This is a genomic window from Spirosoma terrae (genome assembly GCF_010435915.1).
Taxonomy (GTDB): domain Bacteria; phylum Bacteroidota; class Bacteroidia; order Cytophagales; family Spirosomataceae; genus Spirosoma; species Spirosoma terrae.
In genome coordinates this window covers 1-15,913 of sequence record NZ_JAAFZH010000002.1, presented here as the reverse complement: position 1 = coordinate 15,913, position 15,913 = coordinate 1, and the positions used below count along the sequence as shown (strand labels likewise).

Below are 15,913 nucleotides of genomic sequence, written 5' to 3'. Positions count from 1 at the left end.
GTGAGCTGATTGGGCGTCTCCTGATCGACAAACGTGTTGGCCAGGTTCAGGTTAAAGGATTTACCCACTGTGGCCGTCTGGGAGCCCACCGTCCTGTCCATCAACGGCTTCAAGAATCTGATAATCGGCGTCGAAAATACTGCGTATATAAGACCGAATATCGGGATTATCGTCGATGATTAGCAATAGCTCTTTCGATGCTACGTCGGTTAACGAATCCGATGAGGGCAACGCAACCGACAACTGTTTGCTAGCAATATTGGCAGCAATAGGATGTTCTATTTTTTCTTCCGTCACTACGTCGGGCGGATCGAGAACCGGTACAAGAGGCAGCGAAACCGTAAACGTAGTACCTATGCCCTCCTGGCTCGTTACGTCAATTGTTCCGCCCAGTACCCGAACCAGTTCGTGCACTATCGCCAACCCTACACCCGTACCTTCGTAAGCCCGGTTCATCTGGCCATCGACCGCATCGGGGGAGCGCTGATAAAAACGTTCAAAAATATGGGGAAGGTTGGCCTTTGAAATTCCGATGCCCGTATCCTGAATTGTGATCCTAACCCGATCCTCGTGCGGGTACCGAACCATCATCCGGACTTCTTTTCCGTTGGGCGTGAACTTAAAGGCATTCGATAGCAGATTGGTAACGATTTTCTCCAGCTTATCGCGGTCGTAGAAGGCCCACCAACCAGTTTCCGACTGGTCAAAGACGAAATGGATCTGTCGACTCTGCGCCAGTGAACTAAAAGCACTAGCCAGCGCCCGGAAAAACCCCGCTATATCGCCGGGTTCGGGCACAGGTTTCAGGTGACCCGCTTCGAGCTTGCTCAGATCGAGCAATTGGTTAATCAGTGTCAGCAACCGGTTCCCGTTACGTTCCATCAGGGTCAGTACGTTTTCAGTTGGGTAGCGTTCTTTCAGCTCGGTAATCGGTGCCAGAATCAGTGTCAGTGGCGTTCTGAATTCGTGAGAAATATTGGTAAAAAACTGGGTCTTCAGCGCATCGAGTTCCTGTAGTTTATCTACTTCCACTTTTTCCTGGATCAGCGCATTGGCCACAGCCACCCGTTCTTTAATATAGGACTGCACGATACGTCCTAAGACCAGCGACATCGACACCATTTCGAGAGCCAGCGCCAGCAGTGCCAGTTGACTGATACCCGGATGATACGGGATTAGGGCCAGCGACTGTAGTTGATAGAGCGAAAAAGGAATTGTACAAATGGCAATCGGCACCACAAAAACCAGAGCGGTTCGCGGCCCAAGTTTCCAGATGATACCCGCTCCTATAAAGAACAGGACGTAGGTAAGCAGCACCAGCGCGGCAAAGAACTGGCCGATGAAAGCGTTTTGCACAACTAATGACAAAAATATTCCTATAAAGCTAGTGCCGGCAATGGCGAGCAATAACCAGCGGGGCGGCCGTAAAATCGGTCGATTATCAAGCAGTGAATACAGCCAGACAGACAACCCCATCGGCATTAACCGACCCATGCCCGCAGGAACCCAGTCGAGGAGTTGCGGGTGATTCGATAAAAGGATTGGGTAGATTCCGGTACGGGCCAGCGTAGCCAGATACAGCAGAAATGTACATACCGCATAAAAACGAAAATGACGATTGGAAACAAACCGGGCCAGCACAAAACTATTCAGCGAACGCAGAATAAAAAGCCCCAGAAACATCCAGATAGCAAAAATGATAACCCGTCCTTTGCTCAGATTGTAGTACTCTTCCCAGATGGTCACCTTGCCAAACATCGCTGCGCTACTTTCGATGCGAAAATAGACCGTAACCGGCTCGTTAGTTAGTAAATTGATCCGAAAGAAGGGCGTTGTTGCGAAAAAACCGCGATCTACGTAGGGTCTTTTCAAGCCACCCGTCTGGTGCTCTACCCGTCCGTCAGCATACTCAACGTAGCAGTCTGCATAGTCGATTGACGACGCATCGAGCAATCCGATTAACCAGTGTTTTGTATTTTCCAGACTTTGGTTCGTAATCCGCAACCGAAACCAATAAGCGCTGCTACTGTAGCCGTACTGAAATGTTTCGGAACGGCTGGGCACAAAATCAGTTCTTCGTCTGACCTGTTCAAATGTTAGTTTGGTCGTTTTATCGTCCAAAACACCCAACTGGCGACCAACCGATAGAAACCGGGTTGTATCGCTCACCAGAATAGCGGGCTAAATAGACTGACTATAGCCCCAAAAGGGAAATAGCCCGTAGCTGATTATAGAAATTACAAAGAGGAAGGAGCGCATTCAAAATATATGCTACTTGGCCAATAGTCTATAAGTAGTAAAACAAAAAGCTGGCCATATTTTACTGTAATCACCACTTTACAGGTTCGAAGGCACAAAAAAGAACAAACTAGAGAACCAAAGCTCATCAACTCCAACGAATTGATAGGCTTTCCGTCAATAAATTACCCCAATGGGTATGCATCATATCGGTTGCTCACACGCCTACTTGACCGAAAAATTGATTGGCGGTTACGGTAGTTATGCTATATAGGCTGTTAAAACTCGCCCTCTCCCCCTTCTTTTTCTTTTTTCTTAGCCTGACGTAACCGATAGCTAAACGTTACGTTGATCTGACGCAGACGAAATTGCGACGTGCTTTCAGCGTAGAAATTATCCCCTTCTGTGATATTCCGAAAACGCCGGGAATTGAATACATCCAGTACGTTAAGGGTCAACGTAGCATTGTTGTTCAGTAAGTCTTTACTGGCCGAAAAATCGAGTGTAGCTAATCCCTTCCGACGGCCCTGTGGCGTTTTCTGGGCCGCTTCGTAATTCCCTCTTAACTGTACATCGATCGATTTGGGCAGATTGAATCGGGAAATCATCCGGGTAAACCAGCTATACGTATCACTCTGATAGTTCAGGTCCAGATTGCTACCGTTGGTTATAGCCCGGAAGAAATTAAAACTCCCATCAAGTTTCCACCAGGTATAGAGTGCGTGGGAACCAGCAAATTCAGCACCATACGAATTTTCGCTACTCAGGTTTTCGGGACGCGTGGTTGAAAATCCCTGATCATTTACCCGACGAATCGACAGGATTTTGTCTTCGGTATGCCGATAATAAACTGATGAGCTAATAGATCCTTTGGTAAAGTACTTGATATGGCCAACTTCAAACGCATTCGTAAATTCAGGGTTCAGATTCGGATTGCCACTCCAGAAGTTTCGATTATCGCTGAAGGTAGAGAACGGACTCAGATCATTGTATTGTGGTCGTCGAATGCGTCGGCTATAACTGAGCTGGAGCGCATGCTGGCGTGGAAGATCATACGAAACGTGAGCACTGGGAAATAGGTTTGTGTAATGCCGGGGATTCACATCGTTCGTACGTCGCAGTGTGGTTGTTACGTCGGTTTTTTCGGCTCGCAGGCCAAGCTGGTACGAAAACTTCCGCGCCTTATTCCCAACAATGCCATACAGTGCATTGATACGTTCCTGATACAGGAAATCGTTTACCAGCCCCGGCAAAGGCGTCCAGCTCCCATCATTTTCCTGCTGCGTAACGGCATAATCATTCGTCATGTCGCGGGTGCTGCTACGTAGTCCCGCTTCAAATTTTCCGTTCTTGCTGAATGGCTGTACGTAGTCGATCTGAACCAGAAATTGCTTTTCGGTTTCGTCATTTACGCTACGTTGCAGTACCGAAGGAACCATCAACGTATTACCATCGGGTTTAAACGTCTTTTGGGCGAAATATTGATCGGAGCTTTCCCAGTTATCCAGAAACCGGACATCAGCCGTGAGCGTATGGCCCTCCCGTTTAAACGATCGCTTATAAGTAAGGGCATACTCAGAATTGGGTTCGGTTTCGGTCTCGTCCTGCGTCCGATTCGTGATACTCTGCAGGTTGCTGGTCGTAAACTGATAATCGCGGTAGTAAATGTCTGAAAAGCGTTTTCCTTTACTCAGTCGCCAGGTGTAGGAAGCCGTCAGTACGTTTTTCGAGTCAAAGAAATAGTCCAGTCCGGCGCGGGCATTGTTGTTGATTCCTTTCAGATGACTCGTTGAGTTTTGCTGCGTAATAAACGTAGTGTCGTTACGGTACAGCTCCTGATACAAAGCGTTACGTCCGGGCGTATTGCGAAATGAGTTGGTATAATTGACAAAGAAATTCAGGTTTTTTCGGCGGTAATTGACATTAGCAGCCAACCCAAAATTGGTCGGATACCCAGTAATGACATCGAACGAGCCATTAATACCTTCGCGCTGCTCTTTTTTGAGAATGATATTAATGATGCCGCCCATTCCTTCCGCTTCGTAGCGTGCCGATGGATTTGTAATCACCTCAACTCGCTCGATAGCGCTTCCCTGCAATTGCTGCAATCCGCTTCCGCCCTTAAAGCTAACGAGCCCCGATGGTTTGCCATCAATCAGGATTCGAACACTATTGCTCCCCCGAAGGCTAACATTACCTTCGGCATCAACGGCTACGGACGGTACGTTACTGAGAATATCGGCGGCCGTTGCCCCTGCGTTCGCCAGATCTTTACCGACATTGAATACACGCTTGTCTAACGACAATTCCATCTGGCTGCGCTCGCCCCTAACGACTACTTCTTCCAGTCGTTTGGAGCCAGCTTTGAGAGCGATTCTACCCAGATCAATAGCCTGATTCGCTACCTGAACCAATGCAATGCGCCGTTCCTGATAACCCAGTACACTGATTTTTACGGAGAATTGACCGGGTTTGCTACGCATCTCAAATGCCCCGGCCTCGTCGGAAACCGCCCCCGTTATCAGCGTCGAATCGCTTTTCTGGTATAGCGCGATGTTGCCGAACGGAACTGGCTTGTTTTGATCATCGACGAGTAATCCCCGAATAGCGATCTGATTTTCCGGTTTTACTTGGGCAATTGTCAGTAGAGGTAAAAAGCATAGAATGAGTAAGTAACTCTGTTTACTAATCATGAATAAAGGAGATTGTGATCTACCCAATTGATCTAACCGTTAGTCAGTGTCAACAGAGGTAAACGTAGCATAAGAGGTTGCTATTGAAAGACAATCAGCAACCAATTCTCCTCGCTCAACGCGTTTGCCGAATTCTTTTGCCCAATCGTTAATAGTAGTAATCCGTGGCAGTCCAGAAATACGGTTTTCCTTGATTAATAGCGGAATCCTGGTGGTATTCAATCTGGCGAATCGTTCTACCTTGTGAGTCGTAAAGATTCCTGTAGGAGTAGGTATACGTAACGGCTCCCCCAGGCGCGGTGTAATCCTGAACTTTTTTGTTCGCCAGGGCATTTCGGCTGGTTTCGCCCAAAAAAGTAAACTGAGCAGGTGGCGCAGTATGGGCAAGGTCATATGTCAGCTCCGTCGTCTGATCGAGCTTATTGGTTCTGTTACTGTACTGCTCGATGCGCGTTACGTTCCCATTTTCGATAGTAAAGACCTGACGATAATTCGCGGTTTGTACACTGGTTAAAATACCTTCAGGTGAGTACTGTCTTAGGGTATCCAGCTCTGTATACAAGTTTCGTTTCTTTGTCCGGCTCAATACTCTACGTTGCGTGTTATCCAGTTTGTAACTAAACCGGCTGCCGGTTCCGCCTTCAACCTCCTGAAACTGACCGTTACTGTATGCATACACATTTTTGAGAGGTCCATTCGTATACGAGCCACCAGGGCCGCCCGAAAACTGTGTTCTGTCGAAGTTGATTAATCGATCCTGACTGTCGTACTGAAAAGCCATGCTGTCTTTTGACGCAATTGAATAGACCGTTCCATCAACCACAACCGTGTCTAACAACGGGTCCTGATTCAGAATGCGCAGGTAGGAGGTAGTAAGACGGCTTACTCTCTGACCAGATGGTATTGCGACGGACGTTTCAACCGGTGCATCCTTACAGCCATACAAAAGCATAGCAAGCAAGGCCAGCATAAAAGATAAATTTTTCATATGATCCATTTCGACTAAATACTAGCTTTATTTTTAGTCAATAATCATAGTATACAACCTTTTAATTAATAAACAGGCTAAAAAGAAATCTTACGACTATCCTTTTTTCGTATAAGGAGCATATAATCCTGTTCACAATGATTTATAAAGGCTTTGTTATTAACGCTCAGCCAGTGTTTACGAATACAGGTCAGCGCGATGCCTACCAGATTGTATGCCCGCAAGCGGGTCTTATTGTTGCCATTTGCCCAACGCTGAGCAGAGCCCAGAAGATTATTGATCGTAATGGTCAGCGCTGGCAACTATTTACAAATCGGTCGTAATATATATGTTCAACTAGTTTCCACTACCTCTATGCATAACGTTTACGTCTATTTTAAGGGGCGCCGTTTTCGGTCGATCGGTTTGTCTCGTATACCTACGGTTGGCGAACTATTATACCTGGATACGCTACTAATACGTGTGATACAGATTGACTACGTAAACGAACAGGACATACGGCTGCATGGGCAGTTATCAGCCCTAAAAACTCCTGATTTTAAGCCAGGATATTTCCCTTTTTACCCACATCATCCCGTGAACCCTATTCCGGTTGCGGCTCCTTAGCGTATCGTCCCCAGAAAGCATTATCTTTCCGCGTATAACCAGGCTTTCCTGATGAATGCTACGTTTCCTGCTTGTATTCTTGTTAATACCTGCTTTCGCGAAGGCTCAATCAATAACAGATGGCCTGGGCGCTTATCGGATCGGCATTACTACGGCCAGTACGATAAATACCAGTCTCTTTCTGGAGGAAGATCAGCCACGGGTAAAAGGAACTCTGGCTCTCTCCTGTCCACATATTCGGAAATTCACAGCAACTCAGATAACGATTGATGAGGTATTACTGACCAATCTTTCTCTGTTCTTCTACAACGATACGTTATTCAGGATTTCCTGTGATTATAGCGATACGCTCAGGCGTATCTTCCGACCCAGGTTGGGAAGCGATATACCCTTACCGACTGTTCGGAACCGGCGCTGTTTGCAAAGAAGCGACGGTTTTCAGGTTATATCGGGCACTTGGTGGGAAAACCCAACCACTGCAGCCATGGTCATCGCCTGTAAAGGCTACGACGAGCATTGCCAGGCTAAGAACATCGTCAGATTAACGATCTACCATAAAGCCCGAGCAGCGTTGTCTTCTGAATGTGATTTAGAGCCCGGCTATCCGTTTCTGGAGGAGATTGACAGATTGCTAAAACAGTAAATTTTCCGGGAATCGATACGTTCACTTCTGACTAATGGGCAATAAAAAAGAGCCCACAGGCTCCTTCTTCACAGTTGATTTTATTGCATTCCAGCAACAAGGTATGCTTAACCTTGTGCAGAGGAACTTCGAGTGGCCCGAAAGGCGGGAACATGGCATCTGATTCTATTCCAACCCTTCGGAACCTGATCTTAAAAGAGTAGTTTCCACCCATTAAAAAAGAGATCCTTTCCGGGCTGGCCTGACCATTGCTTAGATACGTCGTCGGGCTCGGTTGTTCCTGTTTCCTTCTGCTTCACGATGGCAGAAATTCCTTCCTTAGCTAATGACCAGCAGATATCTTTCGTGGCAGCATCTGCTTTTCCGATTAGCAGTCCAATGGTTTCGTTGTCAGTTTTCATAGCGGTCAGTAGTTAACTTGTTTGCACATACAATATTTCTTGCAAAATTTTTAAAAGCCTTCGCCCAGGACCTGGGTTGCTTTCTTAATTTGCTGCGTTAGCTGACATACGTCGGCTTCACCAATAGCTTTAGAGTAACGTTCACCAACACGATCCCAGGCTTTAGCAACAGCGGGTTGCAGCGCTTCGCCCTCATTTGTTGGATAAATCAGGGTTTTCTTGCCCTCCGATTCACGACGTACTAATTGCTTTTGTTCTAACTTTTCTACCAATCGAGTAATCGTCGATGGCGATAGAGAAAGTGTTTCACTCAACTGCGATGGGGTTATTCCGGGCTGCTCTACCACTTCACAAAGCAAATAGGCATGCGAATAACACAATCCAAACCGTCCAAACTCTTCGTCACCAATTGCCGTAATGGCTCGGGCTAACGCATTCGCGGAAAACAGAAGACAGGCACTATAGCGAGATTCTGCTTTTTCGCCCTGCACGACTTCACTCTCTGCATTCATATACTCTTTCTTCAGGTTGGTAGTACAAAGGTAAAACCGATATTTGTATGTGCAAACAAAAATCAAAAAATTCTTTTCTTTTTTTCCAGTCAAGCCCTAAATGCAGGGAGCCGACTACGTTATTTTAATGCTCATTCCAGCACTCATTCACTCGAATAATTCCCGAAAACTTGTTTACTTGCATCTATATGCCACTTTATATTACCTCCTTAAACTCAGGAAGCAACGGCAACTGCTATTACGTTGGTAATGAGCACGAAGCTGTATTAATTGACGCCGGGATATCTTGCCGGGAAACCGAAAGGCGCATGAAACGGCTCGGTCTGTCGCTCAGTAACGTCAAAGCCATTTTTGTTTCACACGAACATGCTGACCATATCAGTGGTATTCCACAATTAGCCCGAAAGCACCAGCTCCCTGTTTTTATTACGTCCCGTACGCTACAACAATCCCGGTTACCTATCCAGGGTTTTCCGCTACGTGCTTTGCGCGGCTATGAACCCATTCAGATTGGCGATCTTAGCGTAACGGCTTTCCCGAAACTACACGACGCATCGGACCCGCATAGCTTTATCATTACGTATCAGGGCATAACCGTTGGTGTCTTTACGGATATTGGCGCTCCCTGCGAGCACGTTATTCACCACTTCAGCCAATGTCACGCGGCTTTTCTGGAGGCTAATTATGACGACGATTTACTGGAAAAAGGCCGGTATCCCTATTTTCTGAAACGTAGAATCCGGGGCGGCCGGGGTCACCTTTCCAACCAGCAGGCTTTAGAGCTTTTTAAAAATCACAAGCCTGCCTATATGAGCCACGTTTTACTGTCTCACTTATCGAAAGACAACAATTGCCCGCAATTAACCAGAGATTTGTTTACGCAACACGCTGATACGACTGACGTTATTGTTGCCTCTCGTTTTGAGGAAACACCAGTGTATACCATCAACGCATCTCCGGTGCTTGTTTAGTCGAAAAGCCGCGTCTACTACGTAGCAGTTTTGGTCAACTTGACTCCGAACCTTTCTCTTTTGCTTTTGGCATGTCAATCTTTAGAGCAGCAATTATTGGTGGTGGCAACATTGCCGACAAAAATCACATTCCGGCTTTAAAACAGCTATCCGACCAGGTAGACATTGTGGCTATTTGTGGCCGTGAACAGACTAAAGCACGTGCCCTGGCTGATAAACACGGTATTCCTCATGCGTTTGCCAACACGGCCGATCTCTACCGGGAATGCAGTCCGGATCTGGTTGTTATCTGCACCCCAAACTATTTACACTATCCACAAACTATTGAGGCTCTGGAGCATAACTGCCACATATTCTGCGAAAAGCCACCTGCGTTAACGGCTCAGGACGCTCAGAAAATGGCCGATTTGGCCCTACAGAAAGGCCGGGTGCTTGCCTATAATTTTCAGCTTCGCCAAACCAGCGAGTGGTCTTTGCTGATGCGTTGCCAAACGGATGGTTTGCTGGGCGATATATACCATATCAAAGCTCATTTTCTGCGTCGGCGCGGCATTCCAGGATGGGGTTATTTCACGAATAAAAGCATGCAGGGCGGTGGTGCTTTAATGGATCTCGGTGTTCATGTGCTCGATCTGGCTTTATGTGCCTTAGGCTACCCTAGTCCTGAGCATGTTCTGGGCAATACGTACGATATGATTGGTAAAACAGGTGGTAAGGGCCTGATGGGCAGTTGGCATCCTGAGACATTTGAGGTTGAGGATGCGGCTATGGCTTATCTTTCCTTCTCCAACAAAGCTTCTATCATGCTCTCTTCTTCCTTCGCTTTAAACACCCAGGCCGATAAAGATCGTAATCTGGAAGTTTTTGGCACCAAAGGCGGAGTGACACTATTCCCCTTTTCGCTGCATACCGAATTGGCTGGCGAGCTGGCCGACATTCAGTTTCCTTACCTGGAAGATGTGGATATACAACTAAAAAATACGGTTGCCTTTCTGGATGCCTGCCAGGGGAAACCATCCAATGTCTGCACAGGTACACAAGGTGCCATTCTACAAAACGTTGTCGATCGAATTTATCAGTCTGCTGCTACGTAGCATGTTTTCGGCTGTATAAAGAAATTGCCTTGTAGATGACCTATCGACGTCATCCACAAGGCAAAAAATGATGTATTTTCTTACTTTAAAGGAAGATGAACTTCAGCCATCATGCAACGGGCCGAACCTCCGCCGTAGTTCTCAATTGTTGATAAATCAAAGTGAAATAACATCGCATAATCATCCAGCTGATCGATTTGCTTCGGCGTCAACGATTCATAGGCGCGGTTCGACATGATCAGCAACTTCTGCCCTTTCGGAGTCTGTACCATCAGCATATTTCCGGCAAAATTCGCCATTTGCTCCAGCGTAATATCAATGACCCGCTTGTTGAGGCTCTCCAGTTCCTGACGTACCATGAGTCGTTCGTCGGGGTCGGTAATAGCGGCTAAGCAAACAATGGCAAACGTATCACCGATACACATCAGTACATTCGTATGGTACACTGCTTTGCCGGTTGCGTCGGCAGCGCTAAACGAGATGGTACGGTATCCGGTCTGATTGGCGAATTCAGCCAGTACGTCCGGATGAGTTCTGGGCGACAGGCTGGCGAAAGCAACCCGGTTCATCCGATCAAGAACCAGACTCCCCGTTCCTTCCAGGAACTTGCCTTCCTGTTCAAAATGAGTAAGATCAATAATTCTGGCTACGTGGAAGCGTTCTGCCAGATCATTCACAATATCCGGTCGGCGTTCCAGCCGGCGATTTTCGGCCTGCATGGGGTAGAGCACGACAGTACCGCTGGCATGAAACGAAACCCAGTTGTTTGGAAAAATGGCGTCGGGCGTATTGGGATCAGCCGTATCATCGTAAATCATTACATCCACACCAGTGGCCTGTAGCTGATGCACCATTTCATCGAATTCACGCTGAGCATCTTCCTTAGCTACATCGTTCGTTTGAGCGGCCAGTTCTGGGTTCTGGAACGCATTTGATTCGGCGGTTTCTGGGTTGTAGCCAAAGTTAGCCGGTCGAATCATTAGTATTTTTGAGGTAGCCTGAGATTGCATACTGGTTTATAAATTTATTAGAATACAGGTCTGGTTACGTTCGTAATTAGCCAGCAAATTAGCATCAAAGCATTAATTGTTCAATAAAACCTATAGATAAGACAGTAACCTACCAAGCACCAAGTATCTTATACATCGTCCCGCAGTAATGGCAAGCTCATACAATGAGAGCCACCCCTGGCTCTTGACAACTCCGCCGAGGGGAGCATAATCAACGTGTTTTCAATGGTTTCAGGCGATGACTCTCCTCGTTCAAAACGATCCAGAATGCTGGCAACATCTACTACGTCGAAGCCAGCTTGTCGAAACGCATCGGCTGTTTTCTGATTCCGATCGTAGCCCACTACTACACCATCTTTTAACGCCAGCAAGTTACAGGAATCTGTCCACTGCTCCCGAGCCCCAAACGGAAATTCGTTATTGCCCGAATAGATAAATTGAATAGGCTCTGAAGCACCCAGATCGTTTTTACTAATATCGGCCAGCAGATCTTCCAGATTCTCGATTTCGATTGGCTTATGCTCCAGACCCTTAATGAACTGAAGAATTTTTAGATCTTCCGATACGTCCTTAGGCGCAAAAAAATGAATAACGTCCCGTTTTTTAGCCTCATCGCCCGTACGCCCAAGCGACCCAAGCAGTACCCACACATTTCGTTTAACCTGGGTAAAAATCGTGTCAATATGCATATAATCCCGTTTTTTCGGGATTTTAAGAATAGTTACTTTATCAACAAGATTGCGGGCAAACACTACCTGCATAACCTGTTGAGCAGCATATAGTGTAGTCCGTTCGCTGACGCCGATCAACAGATGCCGACGGGCAATCATCATTACGTCGCCCCCTTCCAAAGTCGAACGGGTAACATCACGATTGGTATCCGTGTCGGATAATAAAAAGGCGTGCTCATTATCCGGTATCTCCAGTATTTTATCCTGATAATCAGCAAAGAGCGGGTGATTAAAAAAGATATACTGCGATAGTAGGGCTTCCCGCGTGCGAGCCAGTTTTGCCGGTTTGTTGAGCAGGATATGGTCATTGATGACGATCCCAATATCGCGAGTAAAAATAAAATTGGGTAGCGGGGCAAACAACATTGTTCGATCGGGCAACGAGCCGGAGATCATGATTTTTGCCAGCTCTACAGGATCGTACTCATTTAGTTGTTGCTGAATACGGAATGATGTGCGTTCAATACCACATATGGCTGCAATAAGCCGTAGGCGAATGGATTCATCGCCCAATATATCCGTCAGTAACCGCTGAATATCAATAACCTTATCAGACTTAAAATAATGGTCATCGGCAGGTTTAAAAAATGACCGATCCGCATCTGGCCCAAGTTCAGCAATCTTACCTCTTACTTTATCCGGATCTAAAAAGTAAAGTAAAATCTTAACGTAATAATCATATTCATCCCGGCGCATCATGTCCAGATGAACGATATCCTCGAAAAGCCAATCCTGCGCCTTTGACGGCACTACCTTGCCTAAGCCCCGGTCTGGACTATGAATTAACAGTCGTCTGAGCGTTCCAATTTCAGAGGAAACATTGATAGGCAACTCAATTGGGTTTTTCATTACCAAAGCGTCGAAGACTGTAGCCTTTTTTTCGTTTTTCATACACAAACCCAGCACCGTTTTCATCGGCCTGAGCCTGCAAGGTACAGCTTTGAGGCACTAAATGAAACTGGGTTTTCGGGACAGGCAGTACTGTGCCAGTTCGATAAACCGGCTTTAGATGAAACAGGCCGCTTTCCCTCCAAATAGTTTTATCTGAATATATTTAGTTATCTAAATATTAAATTTAGATAACTAAATAAACCTACAAGTAGATTTAAAAACAATAAAATTACATAAAAAAGTAAAAAAACACAGTTATTACAAAATTAATTAAGTAATCGATTTTCAGTAAAATAATTTACTAAACAATCTTGGCACGCATTTTGACCCCGTCATCATGTAACACCATAAAAATAGAATTAAACAACAGCCACACTAAAAGTTAATACAACAAACAAAATATTACCAAATATCGACTTACGTAAACTTTTTTCGATATAAAAAATAGCTAAGTCGACAAATTGCCAACTATTGAGAACTTCTTCTACTACTGTATTCATGGTTTGCTCCAAAACAAACGTAATACTACTAAGTCTATTAATTAACTTAGTTGTTAATCTTGGAAATCAATCATGGGCCCAATCCACCCAGTTGACAATCAGTAAACAAGTCAACAAGTCGAAGGCAAGCTTAGGCGATACGCTTACTTATACAGTTATTTTAACGAACAGCGGTGGCTCAACAGTTAACGACATACAGGTTAGAGACTCATTAGGAACAGGTCTCCGTTATGTAACCAACTCTGCTACGTATCCTGGAAATACAAATTTCAACCTGGGAAACCCTATTAGTAGTTGGCGTGTCGCCAATCTGAATGGTGGACAAACGTTACGGCTCACCTTCCAGGCGGTTGCCGATAGCTCAGGAATCGTATATTCTAAATCGACTATACCAGGCGTTGCTACGTCGACTATATGCACTAGTATTCCGGTAAAAGTATGTCCTGGAACGCCAATCTCTTCTTTACTGACAGCTCCGGCTGGTCGTGCTGGCTATAAATGGTATAAAGATGGAAATCTTCTGGCTGACCAAACCAAAAATACGCTCTATATAACCTCAGTGGGTAGTTATAGCGTATCAATTGATAATGGTTCAGACAAATGTCCGGATGTTGCCTGCTGCCCACTTTTTATAGAAGAAGACCCAATTCCTAGTTTCCAGGCTGAGACTGTAGCTGCGAGCTGTCAAAATGGAGTAATCCAGACCAATGGGCAGATCGTTTTGCGAAATTTCAATCCGGCTCACACGTATCAATATTCGGAAGGTTCTTCGTTTAACGCTGGCGCTTCTCTATCTGGCTCCCCTAAACGCATTCCTGCCAACGGGATTCTCGTCAATAATCTAAGCAATCCGTCAGGCAATAAGCAGTATACGATCCGTGTCTATAATACCGCTAGGTGCTATACAGACTATGTAGTGTCCTTATCTCGGACTACCTGTACTGCACAAACCGCTTTACTTGTAGCAGCGACGCCAGGTTCCTGCGACGCTGCTACAAACCTTTACACAGTAAGTGGTACGATTTCGTTGACGGCCGCTGTAGCCAGTACGCTTACTATTACGGATGGTAACGCGACGACTACGGTACTTATTAGTAATGGACAATCGTCTGCTACGTTTATGCTGGCCGGTCTCACCTCGGGTACAGGAGAACATACCGTTACAGTCACTGGCAATGGTTATACCAGTAGTTCGACAAAATATATAGCGCCCACTAGCTGTAACTCAAACCCTCCGACCAATACAGCCCCTACCCTAGCTACCGCGATTCCTCCTCAGTCGGCCACTGTTGGACAAACATTTTCGTACTCTATTCCGACCAATACGTTTACCGACAAAGAAACACCCAATAGTTTAGTGCTTTCTGTAGTTGGCTTACCATCGGGTCTTAGCTTTGCGAATAACACCTCTATTTCAGGAACGCCGTCAACAACCGTAGGCTCACCGATAACATTGACCGTCACCGCTACCGATGCTGGTGGGTTGAGCGTATCGACTCCACTGGTGCTAACCATTTATTCTGCTCCAACGAACCCTGGTGTCTTCGCCATTACATCCGTCAACTCAATTAAGTGTGAGACTGTTTCTAGTAGTGAACGTAGAATCACTTTTCAACCCGTTTATACAGGCCTAAATGGCTCTGCTGTAAACTTTTCTGTCCTTAATGAATTAGGAAATACCACTGATTCAGGGCCCTATACGTTACGTCTGTATACCGATAACCCAACCATCAATCTTCGCGCTCAGCAAAATGGCGTAACCGCCAGCTTTGTCTATAATTGGCTAGCAGCCTGTAACGCACCCGCTAACACGGCCCCTACCGTAGCCAATGTCATTCCTCCCCAGTCAGCCACCGTGGGACAGCCATTTACCTATGCCATCCCCGCCAGCACATTCACCGATAAGGAAACGCCTAACAGCTTATCTATCTCTGTCACTGGACTACCAACCGGACTGGCTCTGGCCAGTAACAACACCATCACTGGTACGCCGTCAACAACTGTAGGCTCACCTATAACACTGACCGTCACTGCTACTGACCCAGCCGGGTTGAGCGTGAACACGCCCCTGGTGCTGACCATCAGCCCAGCAGTAGTGACCAACCCAACCTTATTTACCATTACGTCGGTCAACACCCTGAGTTGTGTGACCGTCTCAGCCACCGAACGACAGCTCACTTTCCTACCGCTCTACACAGGCAGCAACGGATCGGCCATCACCTTTACCGCCGTAGGACTGCTGACACCAACCACCGCCACGGGGCCATATACCATCCGTGTGTACACCGACAATTCACCAATCTCCCTACAGGCGCAGCAAAACGGACAAACCGCCAGCTTCGCCTACAACTGGCTGGCCGCTTGTGGCGCACCCGCCAACACCGCTCCCACCGTGGCCAATGTCATCCCCCCTCAGTCAGCCACCGTGGGACAGCCATTCACTTTCGCTATTCCAATCAATACGTTCACTGACAAGGAAACACCCAACAGCTTATCTATCTCTGTCAGTGGGCTGCCCAACGGACTGGCTCTAGTCAGTAATAACACCATCACTGGTACGCCGTCAACCACTATAGGCTCACCTATAACACTGACCGTCACCGCTACTGATCCGGCCGGGTTGAGTGTGAACACC

13 protein-coding genes are annotated in these 15,913 nt (G+C 46.5%); 6 read left to right on the top strand and 7 right to left on the bottom strand.

Annotation, left to right across the window (positions count from 1 at the left end; genetic code table 11):
• Positions 1-60: 60 nt before the first annotated feature.
• The 3 genes from GK108_RS05115 to GK108_RS05105 all read right to left on the bottom strand — a co-directional run bounded on the left by GK108_RS05115 (position 61) and on the right by GK108_RS05105 (position 5,919).
• Entirely contained in the window at positions 61-2,169 is a 2,109-nt protein-coding gene (locus tag GK108_RS05115) for an ATP-binding protein (RefSeq protein ID WP_317166485.1), read from the bottom strand.
• 347 nt (positions 2,170-2,516) lie between these two features.
• Positions 2,517-4,931 carry a TonB-dependent receptor domain-containing protein gene (locus GK108_RS05110; protein ID WP_163943902.1) on the bottom strand — a complete coding sequence of 805 codons (2,415 nt, stop codon included), beginning with the start codon at positions 4,929-4,931 and terminating at the stop codon, positions 2,517-2,519.
• Between the two features lie 148 nt (positions 4,932-5,079).
• A complete protein-coding gene (locus tag GK108_RS05105) occupies positions 5,080-5,919 on the bottom strand; it encodes a hypothetical protein (RefSeq protein ID WP_163943899.1) in 840 nt (279 codons plus the stop codon).
• Between the two features lie 137 nt (positions 5,920-6,056).
• On the opposite strand from GK108_RS05105, the gene GK108_RS05100 reads away from it, so the two are divergent.
• The 3 genes from GK108_RS05100 to GK108_RS05090 are packed head-to-tail and all read left to right on the top strand — an operon-like array spanning position 6,057 to position 7,168.
• A complete protein-coding gene (locus tag GK108_RS05100; protein ID WP_163943896.1) occupies positions 6,057-6,242 on the top strand; it encodes a hypothetical protein in 186 nt (61 codons plus the stop codon).
• Positions 6,243-6,273: 31 nt separating this feature from the next.
• Positions 6,274-6,525 (top strand): hypothetical protein, encoded by a 252-nt coding sequence (locus tag GK108_RS05095; RefSeq protein WP_163943894.1) that lies wholly within the window; start codon positions 6,274-6,276, stop codon positions 6,523-6,525.
• Positions 6,526-6,580: 55 nt separating this feature from the next.
• On the top strand, positions 6,581-7,168 hold the full coding sequence (locus tag GK108_RS05090; RefSeq protein WP_163943889.1) for a hypothetical protein: 588 nt from the start codon (positions 6,581-6,583) through the stop codon (positions 7,166-7,168).
• Between the two features lie 191 nt (positions 7,169-7,359).
• On the opposite strand, the gene GK108_RS05085 is transcribed toward GK108_RS05090, so the two are convergent.
• Together GK108_RS05085 and GK108_RS05080 are read right to left on the bottom strand one after the other, a co-directional pair.
• Complete coding sequence (locus tag GK108_RS05085; RefSeq protein ID WP_163943886.1) at positions 7,360-7,569, bottom strand: hypothetical protein; 210 nt, start codon at positions 7,567-7,569, stop codon at positions 7,360-7,362.
• 50 nt (positions 7,570-7,619) lie between these two features.
• A complete protein-coding gene (locus GK108_RS05080) occupies positions 7,620-8,081 on the bottom strand; it encodes a MarR family winged helix-turn-helix transcriptional regulator (protein WP_163943883.1) in 462 nt (153 codons plus the stop codon).
• A 188-nt stretch (positions 8,082-8,269) separates the two neighbouring features.
• Here GK108_RS05080 and GK108_RS05075 point away from each other — a divergent pair, with 188 nt between their 5' ends.
• Both GK108_RS05075 and GK108_RS05070 read left to right on the top strand, forming a co-directional pair.
• Positions 8,270-9,052: an MBL fold metallo-hydrolase gene (locus tag GK108_RS05075; RefSeq protein ID WP_163943880.1), complete on the top strand. Its 783-nt coding sequence runs from the start codon at positions 8,270-8,272 to the stop codon at positions 9,050-9,052.
• Positions 9,053-9,123: 71 nt separating this feature from the next.
• Positions 9,124-10,146, top strand: coding sequence for a Gfo/Idh/MocA family protein (locus GK108_RS05070; protein ID WP_163943877.1), 1,023 nt, complete (start codon positions 9,124-9,126; stop codon positions 10,144-10,146).
• A gap of 80 nt (positions 10,147-10,226) precedes the next feature.
• On the opposite strand, the gene ctlX is transcribed toward GK108_RS05070, so the two are convergent.
• Together ctlX and GK108_RS05060 are read right to left on the bottom strand one after the other, a co-directional pair.
• Positions 10,227-11,156, bottom strand: a complete 930-nt coding sequence (gene ctlX / locus GK108_RS05065) for a citrulline utilization hydrolase CtlX (RefSeq protein WP_163943874.1) — start codon at positions 11,154-11,156, stop codon at positions 10,227-10,229.
• 128 nt (positions 11,157-11,284) lie between these two features.
• Entirely contained in the window at positions 11,285-12,736 is a 1,452-nt protein-coding gene (locus tag GK108_RS05060) for an arginine deiminase family protein (protein WP_246224744.1), read from the bottom strand.
• Positions 12,737-13,369: 633 nt separating this feature from the next.
• On the opposite strand from GK108_RS05060, the gene GK108_RS05055 reads away from it, so the two are divergent.
• Positions 13,370-15,913: putative Ig domain-containing protein (locus GK108_RS05055; protein WP_163943869.1), on the top strand; the 2,544-nt coding region annotated here is incomplete at its 3' end.

Bases quoted from the DNA above. Each gene is read 5' to 3' on its own strand.
- GK108_RS05110 (WP_163943902.1), bottom strand. From the start codon at position 4,931: ATGATTAGTAAACAGAGTTACTTACTCATTCTATGCTTTTTACCTCTA.
- GK108_RS05105 (WP_163943899.1), bottom strand. From the start codon at position 5,919: ATGAAAAATTTATCTTTTATGCTGGCCTTGCTTGCTATGCTTTTGTAT.
- GK108_RS05100 (WP_163943896.1), top strand. From the start codon at position 6,057: ATGATTTATAAAGGCTTTGTTATTAACGCTCAGCCAGTGTTTACGAAT.
- GK108_RS05095 (WP_163943894.1), top strand. From the start codon at position 6,274: ATGCATAACGTTTACGTCTATTTTAAGGGGCGCCGTTTTCGGTCGATC.
- GK108_RS05090 (WP_163943889.1), top strand. From the start codon at position 6,581: ATGCTACGTTTCCTGCTTGTATTCTTGTTAATACCTGCTTTCGCGAAG.
- GK108_RS05085 (WP_163943886.1), bottom strand. From the start codon at position 7,569: ATGAAAACTGACAACGAAACCATTGGACTGCTAATCGGAAAAGCAGAT.
- GK108_RS05080 (WP_163943883.1), bottom strand. From the start codon at position 8,081: ATGAATGCAGAGAGTGAAGTCGTGCAGGGCGAAAAAGCAGAATCTCGC.
- GK108_RS05075 (WP_163943880.1), top strand. From the start codon at position 8,270: ATGCCACTTTATATTACCTCCTTAAACTCAGGAAGCAACGGCAACTGC.
- GK108_RS05070 (WP_163943877.1), top strand. From the start codon at position 9,124: ATGTCAATCTTTAGAGCAGCAATTATTGGTGGTGGCAACATTGCCGAC.
- ctlX (WP_163943874.1), bottom strand. From the start codon at position 11,156: ATGCAATCTCAGGCTACCTCAAAAATACTAATGATTCGACCGGCTAAC.
- GK108_RS05060 (WP_246224744.1), bottom strand. From the start codon at position 12,736: ATGAAAAACCCAATTGAGTTGCCTATCAATGTTTCCTCTGAAATTGGA.